Raw genomic sequence first — 21,882 nt, 5'->3', positions numbered from 1 at the left:
GGTTTTTAACATAAAAAAACCCTTCACATTAAACGTGAAGGGTTTCGTAAATGATATGCATATTCCTCAGTTGGCAGCCTTGTGTTCAGGGCTTGTACTTTCTTCTTCCGCCCATGTTTCAATATGCTTGAGTTCCGGAGTGTTCTCCGCTTTAAATACAGGGTCAAGTCCTTTTTTGCGCTGAGCGGCATAATCTTTATAGATTTTATAGGCTACATTACTCAGCAGCAAGATTGCCACTAAGTTAATGAGAGCTAAGAGACCCATGAACAAGTTTGCCATGTCCCAGACAATCTGGAAGTCAGCCAAACATCCGTATACCACCATCACTACGACGAATACGCGGTAAATATTAAGCCATGTTTTGCTTGTTTTAATAAATTCGATATTCGTTTCACCATAGTAATAGTTGCCGACGACTGAGCTGAATGCGAATAAGAACATCGCAATTGCAATAAACGTCGGGGCCCAGCCTCCGAGATGGTGCTGCAGTGCGGCTTGCGTCACTTGGATGCCGTCGCCTTTAGGCGTAAAGCTGTACAATAAAATGATAAAGGCAGTCGATGTACAAACGATAAATGTATCGAAAAACACGCCTAGCGTCTGGATTAATCCCTGCTTAGCCGGATGCGATACGTGTGCAGCTGCTGCGGCATTCGGCGCGCTCCCCATACCCGCTTCGTTTGAAAACAGGCCGCGCTGCGCACCGATAATAATGATGCTTCCTAAGCTTCCGCCGACGATCTGCTCAAAACCAAACGCATTTTTCACAATCGTCGCAAGCAATTCAGGTACTGCGGTAATATTCACAATCACAACATACAGCGCGATCAGAATATACATACCCGCCATGACTGGAACGATTAATTGCGAAACGGATACAACACGTTTCAGCCCGCCGAATATAATGAAAGCCGTTAATACAGCTAAGATGATGGCGATAATTGTTTTATTCACATGGAAAGCTTCGTCAAACGCGACAGAAATCGTATTTGACTGCACGGCATTAAAGATAAGTCCGAAAGAAACGGTAATCAATACGGCAAATAAAATACCGAGCCACCGGGCGCCGAGACCCTTTGCCATGTAATATGCCGGACCGCCGCGAAATTCATCGCCGGAGCGCACTTTATACAGCTGAGCCAAGGTACTTTCCACAAAGCTTGAAGCCATACCGACAATTGCTACGATCCACATCCAAAATACTGCGCCGGGACCGCCTGTTGCAATCGCCAGCGCGACACCGGTCAAGTTTCCGGTACCGACACGTGAAGCGGCCGAGATAAAGAATGCCTGCATTGAAGACACTCCTTTATTTCCTTGCGGCTTCTCCCCGACAATTCTAAACATTTCAATAAAGTATTGGAATTGAATGAAGCGAAAACGGAATGTGAAATACAATCCGATTCCTACTAAAATATAAACAAGATACTTCCAAATAAAATCATTTGGAACATTTATGATTTCACTGATGAAAGCCTCCATGTTTAACCTCCCTTTTACATATCTTTTACTGTCATTTTCGCTGCATATGTTAGATCTTTTAACACAACGGGTATTATTATATCACAACAACAGATGTTGAGAAGTTTTTTTAAGAAAATGTTTCGGTTTCTTCATCATGCTTATTGCTGGTATGCCCCGTTTCTTTATCCTGCAGCCTGAAAAATGTTGTCACATCAGAAGGGTTGCGTGCATATCATAACAAATAGGCCTTTAAGAATAAAAGAGATGAAATGACGGACGGAATGGTATATACTTAACCAGCATAATAATTTTTTAAATTTAATAAATGTGTTTACTTTCAATTTAAATTAGGGTATTATAATAAAAATATTCAGACTTATGAAGGGGGGAGAACATTTGAAAAAAATCTTGTTTTTAAAAGCTTCTATTTTATTTTTAGCGATTGCAAGCTTTCATTTGCTCTCCATTCCCCATGCGTTTGATACTGCTCATCATTTTAAAGCCGTAGCCGACCAGCAGGAAATGCACGAAATGAAGGCCGGCCAAAATGCTGACGATGAGAAAAAATCGCTGACGGGCTCATTTATTTTGACGGCGCTTTTTGCCGCTTCTGTCTCACTGATCGTGATATCAGACAGAAAGCGCCCCGCTTCCCGGAGAAGACAGCGAAAGAAAAGCTTTTTAATCGCTAAATTTTATCAGTCCTCGTATTTCGATGAGCTTCATGTTCAACATCGCCTAACTATGTAACATAAAATGAGGAGGTTGTTCAACATGTTGTTTATCTTACGAATGGTGATTTTAGGCTTATTTTCATTCACTGCATTAAATTTATTTGTGTGGCAGGGAATTGAAGTCGTTCACGCTATCACGGACTTATTCGGCAGCCACGAGAGCTAATAAATAGCAAAACCTCCGCTTTAGGACCAATTGAGCGGAGGTTTTTTTTCATTTTATTTTATTTTTACTCTTAAACATCAGATGCGGGGATACGCCATACATCTGTGACCGGCCCTGTCTCATCTTCATCTGTAAAGAAGGAGCCGTTGCTGTATCGGTCATTAGCCCGCAAAGATTTCACGGAGGCTTCAATTCTCTCGCCTTTTTCGGTTTCCGCAGCGATCATGTCGGCTAAAGCGCACGCGAATACTCCGACAACACGATGCGGGTTCTTTTTAAGCTCACGCAGCATGATGACGCCGCGCTTAGCCCTGGATGTTCTTTCGAATTCAGAGAGATTCATCCGTTTGATGGCTCCCCGCTGTGTGACGAGGACAAGCGAATCTGTTTCATGCAGGATTTGTCCTGATACGACGGTATCGCCGTCTTTTAAATTAATGCCCTTTACGCCGGCCGCACGGGCTCCGACTACATTTACTTCATCTTCACCGAACCATAAGCCGTACCCGAGCCGGGTGGCGATAAACAGCTGGCAGCCGCCGTCTGTGACATGAACATCAATCAGCTCATCGTCCCCTTTAAGGTTAAGAGCAACAAGCGCTTTTGAGTAACGCTGCGCTTTGTAATGCGTCATTTCAGTTCTTTTCACCATACCGTTTTTCGTCATAAACAATAAATATGAAGATGGATCAAATTCTTTTACCGGTATAGCTTTCACGATGGTTTCGTCACGGTCCATCGTGGTGATGTTCGTGACGTGCTGCCCCATGTCTTTCCACCTGATATCAGGGAGCTGGTGAACCGGACAATATATATAGCTTCCCTTATTGGTAAAGAGCAGGAGTACATCCGTTGTATTCATTTCAAATTGGTGAATCAGCCTGTCCGTGTCCTTCATCCCGAAATCCTGGCCGTTGGAAGCGGCAAATGACCGCTGGCTTGTTCGTTTTACATAGCCGTCTTTCGTGACTGTCACATAGACGTCCTCAGAGGCAACCATGACTTCGAGATTGATTTTAATTTCTTCAATCTTCTCTTCAATGACCGACCGTCTGCTGTCGGCATAAGTCTTTTTCACTTTTTTCAGGCTGCTGGTAATGACTTTTAACAGCTTTTTATCATGACTTAAAATGGCTTCAAGCTCCTGAATTTTCTTGCTGAGCTCTTCCGCTTCCTCTTTTAATGCCGTAATATCCGTATTTGTCAGACGATACAGCTGCAAAGATACGATCGCTTCCGCCTGAGGCTCCGTAAATGCGAATTTAGAAATTAAGTTTTGTTTCGCATCTTTCTTGTCGCTGCTTGCCCGGATGACGGCAATGACCTCATCTAGCACAGACAGTGCCTTCATCAGTCCTTCAACGATATGATGCCGCTCTTTTGCTTTTTGCAATTCAAAGACGGAGCGGTTTGTCACAACTTCCTTCTGGTGGGAAATATACGCATCCAGAATGGCCGTAAGACTCATCAGCATCGGCCGGCGGTTATGTATGGCGACCATATTAAAGTTATACGTTGTCTGCAGGTCAGTGTTTTTATATAAGAAATTCAAGATGCCTTTTGCATCGGCTTCTTTCTTTAACTCAACGACAACCCGCAGTCCCGTTCGGTCCGTTTCATCCCGGACTTCAGAAATACCTTCAACTTTTTTGTCAATGCGGTATTCGTCCATTTTCTTCACGAGATTGGCTTTGTTTACTTCAAACGGGATTTCTGTAATGACGATCTGCTCCCGTCCGCCTCTTACGGCTTCCACTTCAGCCTTGCCGCGGATAATAATTTTGCCTTTACCGGTTTCATAGGCCTTCCGAATGCCGTCGACACCTTGGATGATGCCTCCTGTCGGAAAGTCAGGCCCTTTAATCACCTGCATCAAGTCATCGACGGTGCAATCGGGCGATTCAATCCGCTTAATGACAGCATCAATGACCTCACCCAGATGATGAGGGGGAATGTCAGTCGCATAGCCTGCGGAAATCCCGGTAGATCCATTGACCAGCAAGTTAGGAAACATAGCGGGCAAAACAACCGGTTCTTTACTTGTGTCATCAAAGTTCGGAACGAATTCAACCGTATTTTTATCGATGTCCCGTAAAAGCTCTGATGCGATAGAAGATAATCTCGCTTCCGTATAACGCATGGCAGCAGGCGGATCACCGTCAATGCTTCCGTTGTTGCCGTGCATCTCAATCAGCACATTCCGCACTTTCCAATCCTGGCTCATCCGCACCATCGCTTCATAAACGGAGCTGTCTCCGTGCGGATGATAATTACCGATAACGTTCCCGACCGTTTTTGCCGCTTTCCGGAAATTTTTATCGAATGTATTTCCGTCTGCGTGCATGGCGTATAAAATTCTCCGCTGCACCGGCTTTAACCCGTCACGTGCATCGGGCAGCGCCCTGTCCTGGATAATATATTTACTGTAGCGTCCGAAACGGTCGCCGATTACTTCTTCTAACGGTAAATCATGAAATAATTCTGGCTGTGCCACTATTAAACCTCCTCAGCGACCGACAAGTTTTCATTTTCTAAAATATTGCTTTCCTCGTCTAATCCGAAGGCAACATTCTTTTCAATCCATTTTCTTCTCGGTTCTACTTTGTCTCCCATTAATGTCGTTACGCGGCGCTCTACGCGTGCCGCATCGTCAATCTTGACTCTGACGAGCGTTCGCGACTCGGGATTCATCGTCGTTTCCCAGAGCTGGTCTGCGTTCATTTCTCCCAGACCTTTATAACGCTGAATGGTATAGCCTTTGCCGACTTTCTTTAAAACGCCGTCCATTTCTTCGTCGGACCAAGCATATTCAATAATCTCTTTCTTGCCGCTTCCTTTGCTGACTTTGTAAAGAGGCGGAAGCGCGATGAAGACTTTTCCGTGCTCAATTAAAGGTTTCATATAGCGGTAGAAAAATGTTAACAGCAAGACTTGAATATGTGCGCCGTCGGTATCTGCATCGGTCATGATGACGATCTTGTCATAGTTAATGTCGTCTATCTCAAAATCTGCGCCGACTCCCCCGCCGATCGCATGAATAATTGTATTGATCTCTTCATTTTTGAAAATGTCTGCAAGCTTTGCTTTCTCTGTGTTGATGACCTTTCCGCGAAGGGGCAGCACGGCTTGGAATTTCCGGTCTCTTCCCTGTTTTGCAGAACCTCCGGCAGAGTCTCCCTCCACGAGATACAATTCATTCTTCGCCGGATTTCTGGAGCCTGCCGGTGTGAGTTTTCCGCTCAGCGTCGCTTCTGATTTTTTGCGTTTTTTACCGCTTCTCGCTTCTTCTCTCGCTTTACGGGCAGCTTCACGGGCCTGGCTTGCTTTAATCGCTTTTTTGACGAGCAGAGTCGCTGTATCGCGGTTTTCTTCCAAGAAATAAGCAAGATTCTCAGAAATGACTGCGTCTGCGGCGGATCTCGCCTCACTTGTGCCAAGTTTCCCTTTTGTCTGGCCTTCAAATTGCAGCAGTTCCTCCGGGATACGCACGGAAATGATCGCGGACAACCCTTCTCTGATATCGGCGCCTTCAAGGTTTTTGTCTTTCTCTTTTAAAAGCGCGACCTTTCGCGCATATTCATTAAACGCTCGTGTCATTGCCGTTTTGGCTCCTGATTCGTGGGTGCCGCCGTCCTTTGTTCTGACGTTATTAACGAATGACAGCATATTTTCTGAGTATCCGTCATTAAATTGGAAAGCAAAATCGACTTCAATGTCGTGGTGCTCGCCTTCAAAAGAAACCACTTCGCATAAAGCGTCTTTTTCTTCGTTTAAATAGGCGACAAATGCTTCAATTCCGTTCTCATAATAAAATACTTCTTTTACGTTGTTCCGCTCATCAATTAATTCTATTTTTAAGCCTTTTAATAAGAAGGCGGATTCGCGCAGACGTTCCGACAGCGTGTCAAAATTATAAACCGTTGCGCTGAACATTGACGGATCAGGTTTAAAATGGGTAAGCGTTCCCGTTTTCTTGGTCGTACCGATTTTTTCAAGTGAAGTCACAGGCTTGCCGCCGTTTTCAAACCGTTGTTTATAAACATAGCCGTCACGCTCAATGGTAACTGTCAGCCACTCTGATAAAGCGTTTACGACAGATGCGCCGACACCATGCAGACCGCCGCTTGTTTTATAGCCGCCCTGGCCGAATTTCCCTCCCGCATGCAGCACGGTGAAAATAACTTCCGGTGTCGGCTTTCCGAGCTTATGCATTCCGGTCGGCATTCCGCGCCCTCTGTCCTGCACGGAGATGCTGTTGTCCTTATGTATCGTTACGATAATATGATCTCCGTAGCCGGCAAGGACTTCATCGACGGAATTGTCGACGATCTCATATACCAGATGGTGCAGGCCGCGTGCGTCCGTCGAACCGATATACATTCCCGGTCTTTTTCTGACGGCTTCCAGGCCTTCAAGCACCTGTATGGCATCTTCGTTGTAATCAAATTGCTGTTTTCTAGCCAAACGTACAAACCCCTTTCAAAAAACCTGCTCTTAATCATTCTCTTTTTAAATGTTTTCATGTCTTTGTTTTTCAGTATGCGCAAGCTTCGGTCCAATTCTCCTCGGACTCACAATTATAACCAATATGCTTGATTTCGCAACATCTTTAAGCGAATGGCTCGTTTTTTAGGCCGCAAGACATACATTCGAACGGCTTTTCATCTTTTTGGTGCTCTTTTCCGGATACGGGAACTTATGTTCGCTTTCTATTATATAGATTTATGCCGTCCATCGCAAACAGACTGCAGCCCCCTTTAATGCAGGGGTTTCTAAAAAAGCTGTTCATGCTTTATTGTATCTGTTTCAACATCATACGCAAAGAGTATTCTTTCAATAAAAAAACAAAAACCCCTGATTTGCCAAGGATTTTTGCCTTTTTTGTTCCTATTTTATAACAGCGCGGGCGACTTTTATACATAAATCCATAATAGCCGTCCGCCCTTTCTCTGTAATCATGCGGTACGCTTCTTCATTTGCCAGGCCCTGCTGCGCCCAAAAAACGGGAGCATCCGTCTGTAAAAACTCTTCAGCGACGCCGGGAAGCTGCTCAGAGCGTCTGAACACGTTGACGATATCAATCGGTCCCTCAACGTCTTTTAATGAAGCGACGGCTTTAACGCCAAGCGCTTCATCAATCGTCGGATTGACAGGAATAATCTCGTACCCTTCATCCTGCATCGCTTTGGAAACCATGTAAGAAGTCCGGTCGGGACGGTCTGACAGCCCGACGACGGCGATACGTTTGCTTCGGTCAAGAATTTCTTTAATCTCTGACTTTGAAGGATTTTGCATCTTTACCATCTCCTTTTGTATTATTGTACACGACAGCTTCACCGGATTCAAAAAAAGCGGTTTGTCAGCTTAATTCTCAAAAAACTTGTCATCAGACAATAACAACTCGTGTTAAAATAAAGTGAAGGGACATTGAAAAGGAGAAATGTAGATGTTGATTGCTTTATTGATTATTTTGGCTTATGTAATAGGCAGCATCCCGTCAGGTTTAGTCGTAGGCAAACTTGCGAAAGGGATTGATATTAGAGAACATGGAAGCGGTAATTTGGGCGCCACAAATGCTTTTCGCACGCTTGGCGTTAAAGCGGGATCTGTCGTCGTTGCAGCCGATATTTTAAAAGGCACCTTGGCCGCGGCGCTGCCGTATTTATTGCACGTTCCCATTCACCCTCTTCTCGCAGGAGTGGCAGCAGTGATCGGTCATGTATTCCCCGTGTTCGCAAAATTCAAGGGCGGAAAAGCCGTAGCCACTTCAGGAGGCGTCCTGCTGTTTTATGCTCCGCTGTTATTCGTAACGATGGTTGCAGTGTTTTTCGTATTTTTATTCCTTACGAAATTTGTTTCTCTGTCTTCAATGTTAACAGGGATTTATACGATTATTTACTGTCTGTTTGTAAAAGACCCTTATTTATTAATCGTAGTGACGCTTTTGACCGCGTTTGTTATCTACAGACACAGGGCAAACATCAAACGGATTATGAACAAAACAGAACCGAAAATCAAATGGTTTTGATGAAACTTCAATTTTGACATCAAAATGCCATATGCGTTTATAATAGAGATAATTTCTTTATGAGAAACAAAAAGGGAGTGTACCGGATGAACATGAAAGTAACGAAAGGCGCGCTGGATTGGTACAAAGAAGAGCTTGAACTGGAAACAGGCGATCAGGTCCGTTTCTTTGTCCGTTACGGAGGATGCAGCAGCGTCCAGAAAGGCTTTTCTCTCGGTGTTTCAAAAGACCAGCCGATGAACGTCGGAATCAGCACGGAAGTTGAAGGCATTACCTTTTTTATTGAAGAAAGCGACTTATGGTACTTTGATAATCACGATCTGTCCGTCACATATTCAGATCAGTCAGAAGAGCCGGTATTTGATTACGTGTAAGAAAAAAGAACGCAGCGGATGCGTTCTTTTTTTTACAGTTTGAACCTTCTGATATGATCAGTCAGATGTTCTTTTTCTAATATGCGTTTCTGCGTTTCACCGAGCAGGTCAAAGTGGGGAAATGCATTTTTATGATGAATCCACTCAGGCTTCAGCCCGTATTCCGATCCCCATCGGATCAGCTTATCGAGATCGCTTGAACCGGCCTTCGTCACGGTCTTAGCCTCCGGAAAGCGGTCGTCCAGCCAATAATGCGTTAAAAAAGCGATTTTTCCTTCCGATACATCCCGCTTCCATCTTTCCAGTTCTCTGCGTGTAATTCCAAATGCCATAACTTGAGCCGCTCCTTATTTTTTTGCCTTTTCGTAAGCGGCATGCCAATCAGGAAAGGCCTTGCGGAACTGAATCGGTTTGAAGCTCTGTTTATCGACGCATATGTGAGAGGATGACGCTTCGATCGCAAGTTCTTGATCCGGATTATAGATGCGGTAGCCGTAAATGATTTTAAATCCGTTATATTCTTCAATCCACGTATGTACTTCTGCTGTTTCTCCGTAGCGGAGCGGCTTTTTATAAGAAATGCTGATATCCACTACAGGTGACAGCACCCCTCTTTCTTCCATGTCCTTGTACAGAAATCCGAGGTCCTTAATGAGCGCCGTTCTCCCGACCTCCATCCAGACTAAGTAATTGGCATGATAGACAATGCCCATTTGATCTGTTTCCGCATAACGCACTTCTATTTCTTTTTTTGACACATGCAACGTTCTCTGCTCCCTTATTATCAGATTAGCCCTATTTTATCACAACGAGGCGGAAAGAGAAAAAACCAGGTTTCCCTGGTTTTTATTACGATTGATAGCCGTTTTCTCTCGCAGCCGATTCATCCTGAATTTCACTTCGGAATGATTCAATGCTTTCATTGCGTCTGGCATTCTTCTCCTGAATGCGCTGTTTTTCCTCTTCTGTCGCAAACTCCATTGATTCTTTCGCTTCTTCTATATTTTCGATTGTATTCTGTACCATATCCTGAAGCTTTTCAACGTTATCAGAACGGTCGTCCGGGTTCGGTCTTTGGTTATGATTTGTCATCATGTCAGCTCTCCTTTAATGATATTATTCGCCTTTCGTCTGCATGACAATCGGATGTCCGTTTGACTTGTCATGAAACTTTTCCCCTTTGTTTCGTTTATATTTAACGGGTTTTGTCCCTAAGTGGCTCGGAGCGTACTGCGGCTGGCCGTCTTTCTTGTTTGTGCCCATGTTCATCCCTCCTTAAGAGTATATTTCGCAAAAGGAGGCGCAAACATGACTGCAAATTAAAGGTTATTTTTGTTTGAACCGCTGCTCCAGCTTTTCTTCAAGCTGATTCAAATATTCCGTATTGGTCATCAGCTCACGTTTATTCTCCATAACCAATTCATGAAAAGAACGTTTTCTCATTTTTTTCAATCTTCTCACCTCCGTGTTTTCATTCATTTTTTCCAATTTTTTAAAAGATAAGCCTTTCGCATAAAAAAAACTGAACCTCTACTTGAGATCCAGTTTTTCTTTCATTTCTTTTTTTGTCATCGTGCCTACTCGGATGTGCTGAATGGTTCCTTTTTCGTCTAATATGTATGATGTCGGATAAGAAAGCACGTTGAAATCTCCGTTAATCCCGCTTTTGTCAATCAGAATTGGAAAGGTCAGCTGATAAGTATCAGCGAATGATTTCACAGCCTGTATATTTTTTTCAGAGGACGTGAAATTAACGGCTACTACCGCAATATCAGGATTTTCTTTCTGCAGCTCCTGCATATCGGGCATTTCCATCCGGCATGGCTTGCACCACGTCGCCCAGAAATTAAGAAGCACTTTTTTACCTTTATAATCAGAAAGGGAGCTGCTTTTTCCTGACAGTGTGTCGAGTGTAAAGTCAGGAGCCTTCATCCCTTCTTCTGTCCCTTCTTTCGGACTTGTTTGTGCAGAATAAATGTTCCAGCCCGCATACACTAACAACCCGATAAGTAACAATACGCCCAGCCATTTTGCAAGCATCTCAAGGCCTCCCGTATAAAAAGAGAGAAAGCAGGCCGCTTTCTCTCTTTTGTCATTCTGCTACTGTTTCATTTTATCGCGAAGCACCATTTGTAAAATGCCGCCGTGGCGATAGTAATCAATTTCCACTTCACTGTCGAAACGGACAACGACTTCAAATGTTTTTACCGTACCGTCTTCACTGATAGCTCTGACAGTCAGCAAGTCGCGTGGACGTACAGTTTCATCAACATCCACCTCGATAACTTCCTTACCGGTTAAACCGAGTGTATCCGCGTTTTCACCCTGTTTGAACTGGAGCGGCAGCACACCCATGAAGACGAGGTTGCTTCTGTGAATTCTTTCAAAGCTTTCCGCAATGACTGTTCTGATGCCTAGCAGGTTTGTTCCTTTTGCAGCCCAGTCACGTGAAGAGCCCATTCCGTAATCTTTGCCGGCCAGGACGACAAGACCCGTTTTATCTTCTTTATACCGCATGCATGCGTCATAAATAGATGTCACGTCACCGGTAGGCCAGTGTGTAGTGTATCCGCCTTCTGTACCAGGCGCGATTTGGTTTTTAATGCGGATATTGGCGAATGTTCCTCTCATCATGACTTCATGGTTTCCGCGGCGTGAGCCATAAGAGTTAAAGTCCCGAGGAGAAACGCCTTTTTCCTGCAGGTATTTGCCCGCCGGCGTGTCTTTTCCGATCGCTCCGGCCGGAGAAATATGGTCAGTCGTCACGGAATCTCCGAATTTGCCGACAACGCGAAGCCCTCTTAATGGCTCAACTTTTCCCGGTTCTACAGACATTTCTTCAAAGAACGGCGGGTTTTGGATGTAAGTAGAATCCTTATCCCACTTGTAAAGTGCTTCATCCGTCGTTTCGATTTCATTCCAGCGCTGGTTGTCGTCAAATACCGTTTCATATTCTTTACGGAATAATTCCGGCGTCACAGTCTGTTTGACGAGGGAATTGATTTCATCCATTGACGGCCAGATGTCATCGAAGTATACGTTTTGCCCGTCTTTTCCGACACCGATCGGGTCAGATTTCAAGTTAATATTCACAGTGCCTGCCAATGCGTACGCGACGACAAGCGGCGGTGAAGCAAGGTAGTTTCCTTTGACAAGCGGATGGATCCGGCCTTCAAAGTTTCTGTTGCCTGACAGGACAGAAGTGATCAGAAGATCATTTTTAGCAACCGCTTCTTCAATCTCTGGAGAAAGCGGTCCGGAGTTTCCGATACATGTCGTACAGCCGTAACCGACAAGATTAAAGCCGAGCTCCTTCATATAAGGAAGAAGGCCTGAGTTGACTAAGTATCCAGTAACAACCTTAGATCCCGGTGCAAGTGATGTTTTCACATAATTCGGCACTTTCAATCCCAATTCTACCGCTTTTTTCGCTACCAATCCGGCACCGATTAATACAAAAGGATTAGATGTGTTTGTGCAGCTTGTAATGGCGGCAATTGCAATTGCCCCTGTTTTCATGACCGCATCTTCGCCGCTGTTAAGTTTAAATGAGATTTCTTTGTTCTCTTCAGCAGCATCCATTCCGAATCCTTGGTTGCCGGCCGGGCTGACGAGATGTTTTTTAAACGTTTCCTGCATGACAGAAAGCGGGATTAAATCCTGCGGACGTTTCGGGCCTGATAGGTTCGCTTCAATTTTTGACAGATCAATTTCTACAACGTCTGTAAAAATCGGCTCTTCTGCGTCAGGCGTATAGAATAAACCGTTGTTGCGGCAGTATGCTTCCACGACATCGATCTGCTCTTCTTCACGGCCGGTCAGACGCATGTAAGAAAGTGCTTCCTCGTCAACCGGGAAGAATCCGCAAGTCGCTCCGTATTCCGGCGCCATATTGGCAATAGTCGCCCGATCCGCAAGCGGAAGCTCAGCAACACCAGGGCCGAAGAATTCAACAAATTTATTGACTACGCCTTTTTCGCGCAGCACTTGAGTGACTTTCAGCGCTAAGTCAGTTGCCGTCGTTCCGTTAGGCAATTTTCCGACAAGTTTCGCGCCGATGACCTCAGGAACAGGGAAATATGAAGGCTGGCCGAGCATTCCCGCTTCCGCCTCAATACCGCCGACACCCCAGCCGAGAACGCCGATTCCGTTAATCATCGTGGTATGGGAGTCTGTTCCCACCAAAGTATCAGGATATGTCACAAGCTCTCCGTCTTCATCTTTCGTATGAACGACACTTGCCAAAAACTCAAGGTTTACCTGGTGGACGATACCTGTTGCAGGCGGAACGGCCTGATAGTTGTTAAACGCTTTCTTTGCCCAGCTTAAAAATTTATAACGTTCTGCATTTCTTTTGAATTCTAAGTCCATATTAATGGCTAACGCGTCTTCCGTACCTGCTTTGTCGACTTGTACGGAGTGGTCAATGACCAGGTCAACCGGAATTTCAGGATTGATTTTATCAGGGTCTCCGCCGACAGAAGCCATGGCTTTTCTTAAAGATGCCAGGTCAACTACGGCCGGAACGCCGGTAAAGTCCTGAAGGATAACCCGTGACGGTTTAAACGGCACATCGATATCTTTTAATTCAGCAGTACCCCATCTTGCTAAATTTTCAACATGTTCTTTCGTAATGACGCGTCCGTCTACCTGACGCAAAACGGATTCCAAAAGAACCTTAATAGAATAAGGAAGTTTTGAAACATTGCCGACTCCTGCGTCTTCCAATGCTTTTAATGAATAGTAGTGGTATGTTTTCCCGTTTGAAGAAAATGTTTTTCTTGCTTGGAAAACGTCTTGTGTTGCGACTTTTTGCTGATTTGTCATTCTCCAAAATCCCCCTTCAAAGATCAAGATCGTTCTTTAGATGAATGTTCACATTCCATCACAATTTTCTCACAATTTCATCTTAGTATAAAATCATACATAAGTAAATATCAATGTTTTTATTAAATACAATAAGATCGTCTTATCAGAATAATTTCCGGTAAATTTTGTCCTGTTTTATGTCTCATACAACGGGCTGTAAAGAGCCATATTAAAGTTGAGGTGATGATCATGGTAAAACGAAAAGCCAATCATGTGATAAATGGCATGAATGATGCAAAAAGCCAAGGTAAAGGCGCGGGTTATATTGAAAATGACCAGCTTGTCCTGACCGAAGCAGAACGGCAGAACAATAAAAAAAGAAAAACAAACCAATAGCCGTCACCCCTTAAAAAAGGAGGCTTTAACATGACAAATAAAAATACGAGCAAAGATATGCATAAAAATGCTCCGAAGGGCCATAATCCCGGCCAGCCGGAACCGTTAAGCGGAAGCAAAAAAGTGAAAAACCGCAACCATACAAGACAAAAACATAATACAAGCCACGATATGTAAAACAGACCTCGGTGTCTGTTTTTTTGTGCTTTCACCCATTCAAAGCTTCTGCATACGTTATAGCAAGGCTTTTTTAATATGGAGGGATGCTTCCATGAATCATTCAAATCACGCTGAAGAATTTGATGATATCGAAGAATGGCTGCGGCAGTTTTACGAGGACCCGTATGCTTGGTATGACGAGGCGCTTCCGATCGACCTATATGAAACAAGCCGTCAATACATCATTGAAGCTGACCTGACGGCGCTGAAGCCAGTGCAGGCGATGACCGTCACTCTTTCGGGAAATGAGTTCATGCTCTCTGTTAAAACGCTTGAACAGACGTTAAACAAACAAATGATGCTGCCTTTTTATCTGAATGACAAACATATTTTCACTGATTTCACAAACCATATTCTGACCGTCTCCATGAACAAGGAGCCAAATGAAACCCCTGTCTCTTTTTCCTTTCAATTTCCTCTATAACATAAAAAAGCCGTTTTCATCCCTCAATGAAAGCGGCTTTTTTGTCCGGTCATATCAGTCATATACCCTCGAAGTGAATCTCCCATGGCCAAATAGCAGAATCACTATACGATAGAATATGTTCTAGCAACCGGATTGACTGGACATCTATCATTTTTTCTATTCTTTTTTCATGTGTTCTTCTATTCTGTCTTCGTTTACAATATGGTTAAAGTAAGGAGGAGATAAAACAATGCTTGAAGGCTGGTTTATGTGGTTTATTTTATTTTGGGTCATCGTAATGATCGGATTGCTGTCCATCGGCGGGTTTTTTATGTTTCGAAAATTTTTAAAACGCTTACCGAAAGAAGACGGCCGGTCAGAACTGGATTGGCAGGATTATTATATTGAAAAAAGCAGACACCTATGGAATGAAGGCGACAAGGCGTTTTTGGATGAACTGGTCGCCCCCGTGCCAGAGCTCTTTCGGGATGTAGCCAAAGCTAAAATCGCCGGAAAAATCGGTGAAATCTCTTTACAAGAGGAAGCTGAACAAATAAACCGGGATTTAATCATCAGGGGTTACATACTGGCAACTCCTAAGCGGGATCATCAGTTTTTGAAAAAACATCTCCGCGAAAAACAGATTGACCTTACTCCTTATCAAACCCTGCTCAAATAAAAAACCTTTCCGTCCGCCGGAAAGGTTTTAATTCATCTGAATATCAGCGGTCTTCAGTTCATTGGCAAGTTTGCGGTACGACATAAACATCGCGATGCGCCACGGGACAATCATTCCGAAAGCCAGAATCCAAAACATTCCGCTTAAAGCTCCGTAATCAATCGTCGTGCTCAAAATGGATTTCATAGCGATTCTGATAACCAGCAAACCAATTAGGATAAACACAAATGCTTTTGACCGTTTTAAATAGATTTCATTATTTTTAATCTCAAATTTAGATGTTTTTATCAGAAAAATAGAGAAGATCACGCCCAGCGTAATGGCCTCCAAAAATTCTTCGCCCGTCACTCTGAAAATCGGAAAAAGAAACATCAGCGCTCCCGTACTCATGAAAATCGGCGGGAGAATTATTTTTTTTGGTGAAGCGGGCTTATCGGAGGATTTAATCCTCACGATCATTACAGAGATTGCCATGGCCGCTGCAATAACGGATGAAATTATAATCATCATCTTTATCATTCCTTTGCTTGCACGGAGTTTGATACTATATACTATACTCCAAAAACATAAAAAAACCAATGTGAAAAGAAAATACGTTTATGTTCCCGTTACCCTGCCTACGGCCTCCAGCACTTTAGACCCTTCAAACGGTTTAACGATAAAATCTTTAGCGCCCAGTTCAATCGCTTCCAGAACGATCCGCTGCTGCCGCATGGCGGTGCACATAATGACATGGGCTTTCGGGTCAAAAGCTAAAATCTCCTGCAGCGCCTGTATTCCGTTTTTAACCGGCATGGTAATATCCATTGTCACCAGATCGGGGCGGATTTTTTGATAAATGGCCAGAGCTTCCTCGCCGTCAGCCGCTTCTCCGGCCACTGTATAATTCGCCGATTCCAGAATCTCTCTGATTTTCACTCTCATGAACTTGGCGTCATCTACAACTAAAACTCGTGTCATATTCCCCTCCACATATTTAACATTAACTAGTCTTATTGTACCAAAAAAGAAAGGGTATATAATAGTTCAAAAGCTATCAATCTCTTACAGCCCCTTGAACCCTCCGAAAAGATTTGACAGAACGATCAGAATATAACTCATCCAGTTAAAAAACAGCATAATTCCGATGACAATCATAACAATGCCGCCGGTTCTCATGATAAGCAGCTGGTGCTTTCGAATCCAATTCATTCTGGTAATAAAAAATGAAAGAACTAGAAAAGGAATGGCGAATCCCAAAACATATAAAAACATATACGGCACCGCTGAAGAAGGATTTGTACCGGCCAGTGAAAACACGGCGCCTAAAATAGGCCCGCTGCACGGCGACCAGCCGGCTGCAAACGCCAGGCCGATCAGAACAGAGCCGATAAACCCCTCGGGCCGGTGCTTAAAATGAATGCGCCGCTCTTTCATCATGATTTTCGGCTGAAACACACCCGCCGTAATGAGCCCGAAAAGCACCAGCATGATAGCGCCAAACTGGCGGATCGCTTCATGATAACGGGTAAAAAAACTGCCGATGAACGAGGTTCCGTATCCAAGTGCAATAAAAATCACGGAGAAACCAAGCAAAAAACAAAGTGTATGCACGAGCCCCCGTTTTTGCAGCATCACCTTTTCCGTTTTCACCTCGTCCATGCTGACACCGGTTATGTATGACAAAAAAGCGGGGTACAGCGGCAGACAGCAGGGAGAAATGAAAGACAGAAACCCGGCCCCGAACGTCAGAAAGTAATTAAAACTCACCATGACACACTCCTTTCGAGTTATGACAAAATCATTTCATTTTTTTAACACTTTCCCATGAAGGATTACTTTTTATAGAAAAAGCTTATATAATTTAATTTGACATCAAGATATTATACTCCTTCTTATTTGAAAAACAGTATAAATGTGGATATAATAATAGCGATTCAAGTGAAAGATTTATGTATGAAAGGATATATCCCTGTGATTAGAGAGCATCTATTAAATGAAATTGAAAAAAAACGGGCAGAGCTGCTTAAAATCGTCATGACAAACGGAATGACATCAAACATTACGATAGAACTCAGCCAGGAGCTTGACCACCTTCTCATACAATATCAAAAGGAACTGCACACCGGCAGTTGGGGTGAAACATGACGCCAAAATAAAAAACCCTCTCCGGGTTTTTTATTTTTATAACCATGTATCTCTATATCATAATCTTTACGTATTATTTCGCTTGATTATTCATGGCTTTCATCATTTGATTAATTTTCTTTTGAGAAGGTTTCATTCCCATTTGCATCATCATCATGCGTAACATTTGTTCATTAATAGGCGGATTCTTTTTCAAATAGCTCATCATATATTTACGAGCAATAAAAAACCCGAGTGCAACACCTATGAGCAATGCGACAACGCCCACTAGGATGCCAACCCATAAAGTCATTTTATTTCCTCCTTCATGTTGTCTAGTTTAAAGTGTACTAAACCAAAGGCTATTATACAACATTTACATCTCTTTTTGCTCGTTTTTAGACAAAATTTCTTTCTCTGACCGGATTTAACCACCCATAACGCCTTGTCTTAAAATCCATCGCAAGAAAACAGGGGCTGATTTTACGGAGAATCTCAAAGAAAATCGTTTCCGCCTCATAATCTCCCGAAGCTGCAATCTCAATCAAGCTGTCTTTCATCATGAAGGTGGCGCGGCCCTTTTCTCCGGGCAGTGTAAGCTGATAAATTGAATCTAAACGGCTGTAACTCATTCGGTTTAAATGAAGCTGGAGACGCTGATGCATATGTATCACCGGAATCGGTTCTGTTATATAGTGAACTTGCTTTTTTGTCAGTTGATATTCTTGGGGTGTCAGGTTTGTCCAATGATAGTCTCGAAACAATTCAAACATAGCGGTTTCCCGCCCGAAGTAGTGGTTCGCAAACTCTTCCTTAATCAGGTGCGTATAGTAATGACGTTCCATTTCCTCATCCCCTTTTACAGCGCTGCGTATTGCTTTCTATTATACAAAAGGAGAAAAGAAAGAATTGTCTATTACTGTTACGGCGCCCCTTCTATTTTTGTCGTATAAACAGGAAAAAGAGGATGATTTGACTCATCCTCTTTCGTTTCTTTATTTGTTTAGCAGTTTCTTCACGCGGTCAGCCACGTTTTCTGCAGTAAACCCGTATTCTTTCATAATTGTTTCTCCCGGAGCCGAAGCACCGAAACGGTCAATTGCGAGAACGTCTCCTTCAAGACCGGTAAATTTGCCCCAGCCGAAGCTTGATCCCATTTCAATCGCAAGACGTTTCGTCACATTCGGAGGAAGTACGCTGTTTTTGTACTCGGCCGATTGTTTTTCGAAACGGTCCCAGCTCGGCATGCTGACTACAGACACATGAATGTTTTCGTCAGCAAGCTTCGCCTGTGCTTCAATCGCAAGTCCGACTTCAGAACCTGTCGCTAAAAGAAGGGCGTCCGGTGAATCGGTTTTTGCTTTGGAAACGGTATAAGCCCCTTTTTCTACTCCGGCATACGCTTCTTCAGCCTGCTGATCAATTGTCGGCAGGTTTTGGCGTGTCAACACAAGAGCTGTCGGATGATCCTGGCTTTGAACGGCTAGCTTCCACGCAGCTGCGGTTTCATTTCCGTCAGCAGGTCTGATCACAGAAAGATTAGGAAGCGCGCGTAAAGATGCAAGCTGCTCAATCGGTTCGTGAGTCGGTCCGTCTTCTCCTACGGCAATACTGTCATGCGTAAATACATAAGTGACAGGAAGCCCCATTAATGACGCCAGACGAATAGCAGGTCTTAAATAATCTGAGAACACAAAGAATGTGCCGCCGAATACGCGGAGGCCGCCGTGAAGCGCCATTCCGTTTAAAGCAGCGCCCATCGCAAATTCACGGACACCGAACCAGAAGTTTTTCCCGGCGTAGTCTTTGGCCGTGAAGTCCCCTGCGTTTTTGATTGTCGTTTTGTTTGAACCCGCAAGGTCAGCAGATCCCCCGACAAAGAAAGGAATTTTCTTGGCGATGCCGTTCAGCACCTCACCTGAAGATGCGCGGGAAGCAAGGCTGCTGCCTTTTTCATAGACAGGAACTTCCTGATCCCAGTCTTTCGGCAGTTCGCCTTTCATTCCGAGTGACAGCTGTTCAGCAAGCTCAGGATATTTTTCCTTGTAAGCCGCGAACTGTTCATTCCATTCCTGTTCTTTTTTCGCGCCGGCTTCTTTTACAGCTTCGTTGAAATGCGCGTATACTTCTTCTGGAACATAAAAATCTTCTTCAAACGTCCAAGCGTACGCTTCTTTAGTCAGCTTGCTCTCTTCTAGTCCCAGCGGAGCGCCGTGAACACCGGATGTGCCCGCGCGGTTTGGAGAACCGAAACCGATTGTCGTTTTCACTTCAATTAATGTCGGTTTTTTATCATTCTGGCGCGCTTTCTCAATTGCAGCCGTCAATTCAGCGATGTTATTTCCGTCCTCAACATAAAGGACTTCCCAGTTCATGGATTCAAAACGCTGTTTTACATTTTCAGAGAAAGAGCGGTTTAAATCGCCGTCTAAAGAAATATCATTAGAATCGTATAATACGATCAGGCGGCCTAATTCCAGATGGCCTGCAAGAGAAGCGGCTTCAGAAGAAATGCCTTCCATCAAATCGCCGTCTCCGCAAATACTATATGTATAATGATCAACTACGTTGAATGAATCCCGGTTATATGTTTCAGCCAAATGGCGTTCTGCAATTGCCATTCCCACTGCCATAGCGATACCCTGTCCCAAAGGCCCGGTTGTTGCGTCGACGCCGGCTGTATGCCCGAACTCCGGATGTCCCGGTGTTTTGCTTCCCCATTGGCGGAACTGTTTCAGATCTTCAATGCTGAGGTCATACCCGCTTAAATGCAGCATGCTGTACAAAAGCATTGAACCGTGTCCTGCTGATAAAACAAAGCGGTCGCGGTTAAACCATCCCGGGTTCTGCGGATTTACATTCATAAACTTCGTCCACAGCGTGTAAGCCATCGGAGCAGCTCCCATCGGCATCCCTGGGTGTCCGGAATTAGCTTTTTCAATTGCGTCTATAGATAGTGTACGTATGGTGGCAACTGATTTCTTTTCAATTGTATCCATTATAATCCCCTTCCTTATTGTTGTACCTTTTCATCATAAAGCGATGCTGACTTTTTCTCAACTCTTTCAGCTTAAATTTGAGATAAACTTGTTGAAAATTGTCGCAAATCACAGCCTGATATTAGTATATACAAAAAAGAATACGTATTGCCGTATTCTTTCTGTTTAATGAAGATTATTTTTCTGTTGTTCCCTTTTTAATTTTTCAGGAGTGACATCATTACCCTCTGGATCAATAACTTTTACGCTCTTTAACGTATTTTTCATTGAGGAGCGGAACCCTTTCAAATACTCCTGGCGAAGCTTTTGCTGTTCGGCTTTTTCCTCATCGGTTATCGTGTTTGATTTAGCTTTTTGAGCCAATTCGTTAATTCTTGCGATTTTTTCTTTAGAAATCATAATAAGCTCCTTTGATGCGTGTTGATTATATACTACTAAAACATAGTCTTTTTTACAACTGAAGCATGTCAGCTGCCTTCGCTGTCTGCGATATATTCCTGAAAACGCCGGTGAACCGTGGCTTTGGATACATCATAGCCGAATCCTCTTAAGGTGGCGGCGATTTCTGCAAAGGTAAGCTTGTTGGCTCTCAGCCTGATAATTTCCGAAACAGGAACCTCTTTTTTTTCTTTTCCGCTGTTTTCATGTCTGTTTTTCAGATTCCGTTCAGGTTTATAACCGTTTTTTACGGCTCTTTTCATTCCCCGCCGAATTTTCATATTGTGAATTTTCCTTTGATATTCCTCAACAATACTGACGATTTCGAGTACCATCGTATCAGCTTCGGAAAGCTCCAGCTCACCTTTATGAGCCGTCGTATATATCTTTACATTCTCCCTGTAAATACAATGCAAAAGCGCGATCTTGGCGTTTCCTCTTCCCAGTCTTGTTTCATCCTGCACCAATATCGCGTCAATATGTGACTTTTTAATTTCATCAAGCATTTCAAATACTCCGTCGCGGTCCATTTCGTAACCGCTGGCTTTCTCTGAAATGACTTTTACGACTTCCATGCCGTTTGCCGCAGCGATCTCACTGAGCTCCTCTTCCTGTCTTTTTAAAGACGTCTGCTGCTGTTCTTTGTTTGTGCTTACCCGGGCATAAATGAGCGCCTTCATTTCTCTCTTTCCTCTCTAATTGACAATGGCCAGCTGATATACAGCCGGATGCTCCTTCTTAACCGGAAGAATAAGTTCGTCTCCGGGCTTTATATCAGCAGTTTGGAGATGATTATTCTCCGTCACCCACTCAATGAAATCTTCTTTGTTAATATTTTTCTTCTCTGCTACTTGATCCGCAAGTGACCACAGAGTATCTCCGTCCTGAACCTTTATTTTAACATATTGGCTGAGTGCTTGATCATTTCCCGCACATGAAACAAGTAAAATAACGGCACTTAAAATCGCAGTAAACAGTCCGACAAATATGATAGATTCCTTCGCCATTTAAACAACCTCCAGAATGTTTGTTCGCTTTTTATACCTTTCAGTATATACGAA

Annotated in this window: 29 protein-coding genes; 9 read left to right on the top strand and 20 right to left on the bottom strand. The window is 43.7% G+C overall.

What is annotated here, in order from left to right; genetic code table 11:
• Positions 1-66: 66 nt before the first annotated feature.
• A complete protein-coding gene (locus ICW23_RS04690; protein ID WP_188154094.1) occupies positions 67-1,485 on the bottom strand; it encodes an alanine/glycine:cation symporter family protein in 1,419 nt (472 codons plus the stop codon).
• Positions 1,486-1,863: 378 nt separating this feature from the next.
• Here ICW23_RS04690 and ICW23_RS04685 point away from each other — a divergent pair, with 378 nt between their 5' ends.
• Both ICW23_RS04685 and ICW23_RS19085 read left to right on the top strand, forming a co-directional pair.
• Positions 1,864-2,217: a hypothetical protein gene (locus ICW23_RS04685; RefSeq protein ID WP_188154093.1), complete on the top strand. Its 354-nt coding sequence runs from the start codon at positions 1,864-1,866 to the stop codon at positions 2,215-2,217.
• A 24-nt stretch (positions 2,218-2,241) separates the two neighbouring features.
• Positions 2,242-2,367, top strand: a complete 126-nt coding sequence (locus ICW23_RS19085; protein ID WP_013352436.1) for a hypothetical protein — start codon at positions 2,242-2,244, stop codon at positions 2,365-2,367.
• A gap of 70 nt (positions 2,368-2,437) precedes the next feature.
• On the opposite strand, the gene parC is transcribed toward ICW23_RS19085, so the two are convergent.
• The 3 genes from parC to ICW23_RS04670 form a co-directional block, all read right to left on the bottom strand.
• On the bottom strand, positions 2,438-4,861 hold the full coding sequence (parC, locus tag ICW23_RS04680; protein ID WP_047474768.1) for a DNA topoisomerase IV subunit A: 2,424 nt from the start codon (positions 4,859-4,861) through the stop codon (positions 2,438-2,440).
• Positions 4,862-4,863: 2 nt separating this feature from the next.
• Entirely contained in the window at positions 4,864-6,831 is a 1,968-nt protein-coding gene (gene parE, locus ICW23_RS04675; RefSeq protein ID WP_016935963.1) for a DNA topoisomerase IV subunit B, read from the bottom strand.
• A 423-nt stretch (positions 6,832-7,254) separates the two neighbouring features.
• Complete coding sequence (locus tag ICW23_RS04670; RefSeq protein WP_016935964.1) at positions 7,255-7,662, bottom strand: CoA-binding protein; 408 nt, start codon at positions 7,660-7,662, stop codon at positions 7,255-7,257.
• A 151-nt stretch (positions 7,663-7,813) separates the two neighbouring features.
• On the opposite strand from ICW23_RS04670, the gene plsY reads away from it, so the two are divergent.
• Positions 7,814-8,395, top strand: coding sequence for a glycerol-3-phosphate 1-O-acyltransferase PlsY (gene plsY, locus ICW23_RS04665; RefSeq protein ID WP_016935965.1), 582 nt, complete (start codon positions 7,814-7,816; stop codon positions 8,393-8,395).
• An 86-nt stretch (positions 8,396-8,481) separates the two neighbouring features.
• On the top strand, positions 8,482-8,769 hold the full coding sequence (locus ICW23_RS04660; protein ID WP_016935966.1) for a HesB/YadR/YfhF family protein: 288 nt from the start codon (positions 8,482-8,484) through the stop codon (positions 8,767-8,769).
• 32 nt (positions 8,770-8,801) lie between these two features.
• Here the strand turns inward: ICW23_RS04660 and ICW23_RS04655 are convergent, their stop codons facing one another.
• The 7 genes from ICW23_RS04655 to acnA all read right to left on the bottom strand — a co-directional run bounded on the left by ICW23_RS04655 (position 8,802) and on the right by acnA (position 13,596).
• Positions 8,802-9,101: a hypothetical protein gene (locus ICW23_RS04655; protein WP_016935967.1), complete on the bottom strand. Its 300-nt coding sequence runs from the start codon at positions 9,099-9,101 to the stop codon at positions 8,802-8,804.
• A 15-nt stretch (positions 9,102-9,116) separates the two neighbouring features.
• Positions 9,117-9,533 carry a YbgC/FadM family acyl-CoA thioesterase gene (locus ICW23_RS04650; RefSeq protein ID WP_016935968.1) on the bottom strand — a complete coding sequence of 139 codons (417 nt, stop codon included), beginning with the start codon at positions 9,531-9,533 and terminating at the stop codon, positions 9,117-9,119.
• An 85-nt stretch (positions 9,534-9,618) separates the two neighbouring features.
• Positions 9,619-9,861, bottom strand: coding sequence for a small acid-soluble spore protein Tlp (gene tlp / locus ICW23_RS04645; protein ID WP_032864748.1), 243 nt, complete (start codon positions 9,859-9,861; stop codon positions 9,619-9,621).
• Positions 9,862-9,885: 24 nt separating this feature from the next.
• Positions 9,886-10,032 (bottom strand): acid-soluble spore protein N, encoded by a 147-nt coding sequence (locus tag ICW23_RS04640; protein ID WP_013352427.1) that lies wholly within the window; start codon positions 10,030-10,032, stop codon positions 9,886-9,888.
• A 63-nt stretch (positions 10,033-10,095) separates the two neighbouring features.
• Complete coding sequence (locus ICW23_RS04635) at positions 10,096-10,221, bottom strand: FbpB family small basic protein (RefSeq protein WP_012117651.1); 126 nt, start codon at positions 10,219-10,221, stop codon at positions 10,096-10,098.
• Positions 10,222-10,299: 78 nt separating this feature from the next.
• Entirely contained in the window at positions 10,300-10,809 is a 510-nt protein-coding gene (locus ICW23_RS04630) for a TlpA family protein disulfide reductase (RefSeq protein WP_045925797.1), read from the bottom strand.
• A gap of 60 nt (positions 10,810-10,869) precedes the next feature.
• Positions 10,870-13,596 (bottom strand): aconitate hydratase AcnA, encoded by a 2,727-nt coding sequence (acnA, locus tag ICW23_RS04625; protein ID WP_049628547.1) that lies wholly within the window; start codon positions 13,594-13,596, stop codon positions 10,870-10,872.
• Between the two features lie 231 nt (positions 13,597-13,827).
• Here acnA and sspO point away from each other — a divergent pair, with 231 nt between their 5' ends.
• The 4 genes from sspO (at position 13,828) to ICW23_RS04605 (ending at position 15,278) form a co-directional block, all read left to right on the top strand.
• On the top strand, positions 13,828-13,974 hold the full coding sequence (sspO, locus tag ICW23_RS04620; protein WP_003244839.1) for an acid-soluble spore protein SspO: 147 nt from the start codon (positions 13,828-13,830) through the stop codon (positions 13,972-13,974).
• 30 nt (positions 13,975-14,004) lie between these two features.
• Positions 14,005-14,151: a small acid-soluble spore protein P gene (locus tag ICW23_RS04615; RefSeq protein ID WP_003153984.1), complete on the top strand. Its 147-nt coding sequence runs from the start codon at positions 14,005-14,007 to the stop codon at positions 14,149-14,151.
• A 94-nt stretch (positions 14,152-14,245) separates the two neighbouring features.
• Positions 14,246-14,617 (top strand): Hsp20/alpha crystallin family protein, encoded by a 372-nt coding sequence (locus ICW23_RS04610; protein ID WP_188154092.1) that lies wholly within the window; start codon positions 14,246-14,248, stop codon positions 14,615-14,617.
• Positions 14,618-14,849: 232 nt separating this feature from the next.
• Complete coding sequence (locus ICW23_RS04605) at positions 14,850-15,278, top strand: DUF2621 domain-containing protein (RefSeq protein ID WP_045925794.1); 429 nt, start codon at positions 14,850-14,852, stop codon at positions 15,276-15,278.
• A gap of 27 nt (positions 15,279-15,305) precedes the next feature.
• Here ICW23_RS04605 and ICW23_RS04600 read toward each other — a convergent pair whose 3' ends face one another.
• The 3 genes from ICW23_RS04600 to ICW23_RS04590 form a co-directional block, all read right to left on the bottom strand.
• Positions 15,306-15,797, bottom strand: a complete 492-nt coding sequence (locus ICW23_RS04600) for a CcdC family protein (RefSeq protein WP_095240656.1) — start codon at positions 15,795-15,797, stop codon at positions 15,306-15,308.
• A 78-nt stretch (positions 15,798-15,875) separates the two neighbouring features.
• Positions 15,876-16,238 (bottom strand): response regulator, encoded by a 363-nt coding sequence (locus ICW23_RS04595; RefSeq protein ID WP_188154091.1) that lies wholly within the window; start codon positions 16,236-16,238, stop codon positions 15,876-15,878.
• A gap of 84 nt (positions 16,239-16,322) precedes the next feature.
• Complete coding sequence (locus ICW23_RS04590; RefSeq protein ID WP_016935976.1) at positions 16,323-17,030, bottom strand: cytochrome c biogenesis protein CcdA; 708 nt, start codon at positions 17,028-17,030, stop codon at positions 16,323-16,325.
• Between the two features lie 201 nt (positions 17,031-17,231).
• Between ICW23_RS04590 and ICW23_RS04585 the strand changes: the two genes are divergently transcribed.
• Positions 17,232-17,405 (top strand): aspartyl-phosphate phosphatase Spo0E family protein, encoded by a 174-nt coding sequence (locus ICW23_RS04585; protein ID WP_012117647.1) that lies wholly within the window; start codon positions 17,232-17,234, stop codon positions 17,403-17,405.
• A 73-nt stretch (positions 17,406-17,478) separates the two neighbouring features.
• On the opposite strand, the gene ICW23_RS04580 is transcribed toward ICW23_RS04585, so the two are convergent.
• The 6 genes from ICW23_RS04580 to yneA form a co-directional block, all read right to left on the bottom strand.
• Positions 17,479-17,697 carry a YneF family protein gene (locus ICW23_RS04580; protein WP_003153994.1) on the bottom strand — a complete coding sequence of 73 codons (219 nt, stop codon included), beginning with the start codon at positions 17,695-17,697 and terminating at the stop codon, positions 17,479-17,481.
• A gap of 85 nt (positions 17,698-17,782) precedes the next feature.
• Entirely contained in the window at positions 17,783-18,229 is a 447-nt protein-coding gene (gene sirA / locus ICW23_RS04575) for a sporulation inhibitor of replication protein SirA (RefSeq protein WP_045925793.1), read from the bottom strand.
• 150 nt (positions 18,230-18,379) lie between these two features.
• Positions 18,380-20,383 (bottom strand): transketolase, encoded by a 2,004-nt coding sequence (gene tkt, locus ICW23_RS04570; protein ID WP_188154090.1) that lies wholly within the window; start codon positions 20,381-20,383, stop codon positions 18,380-18,382.
• A gap of 165 nt (positions 20,384-20,548) precedes the next feature.
• A complete protein-coding gene (locus ICW23_RS04565; protein ID WP_003153997.1) occupies positions 20,549-20,782 on the bottom strand; it encodes a DUF896 domain-containing protein in 234 nt (77 codons plus the stop codon).
• Between the two features lie 68 nt (positions 20,783-20,850).
• Complete coding sequence (locus ICW23_RS04560; protein WP_016935979.1) at positions 20,851-21,501, bottom strand: YneB family resolvase-like protein; 651 nt, start codon at positions 21,499-21,501, stop codon at positions 20,851-20,853.
• 15 nt (positions 21,502-21,516) lie between these two features.
• Complete coding sequence (gene yneA / locus ICW23_RS04555; RefSeq protein WP_016935980.1) at positions 21,517-21,828, bottom strand: cell division suppressor protein YneA; 312 nt, start codon at positions 21,826-21,828, stop codon at positions 21,517-21,519.
• Positions 21,829-21,882 lie beyond the last annotated feature (54 nt).

The sequence above is a fragment of the Bacillus sp. 1021 genome (assembly GCF_014534735.1).
In the GTDB taxonomy this organism is placed as follows: domain Bacteria; phylum Bacillota; class Bacilli; order Bacillales; family Bacillaceae; genus Bacillus; species Bacillus siamensis.
This window is presented reverse-complemented; position numbering and strand designations above follow the sequence as displayed.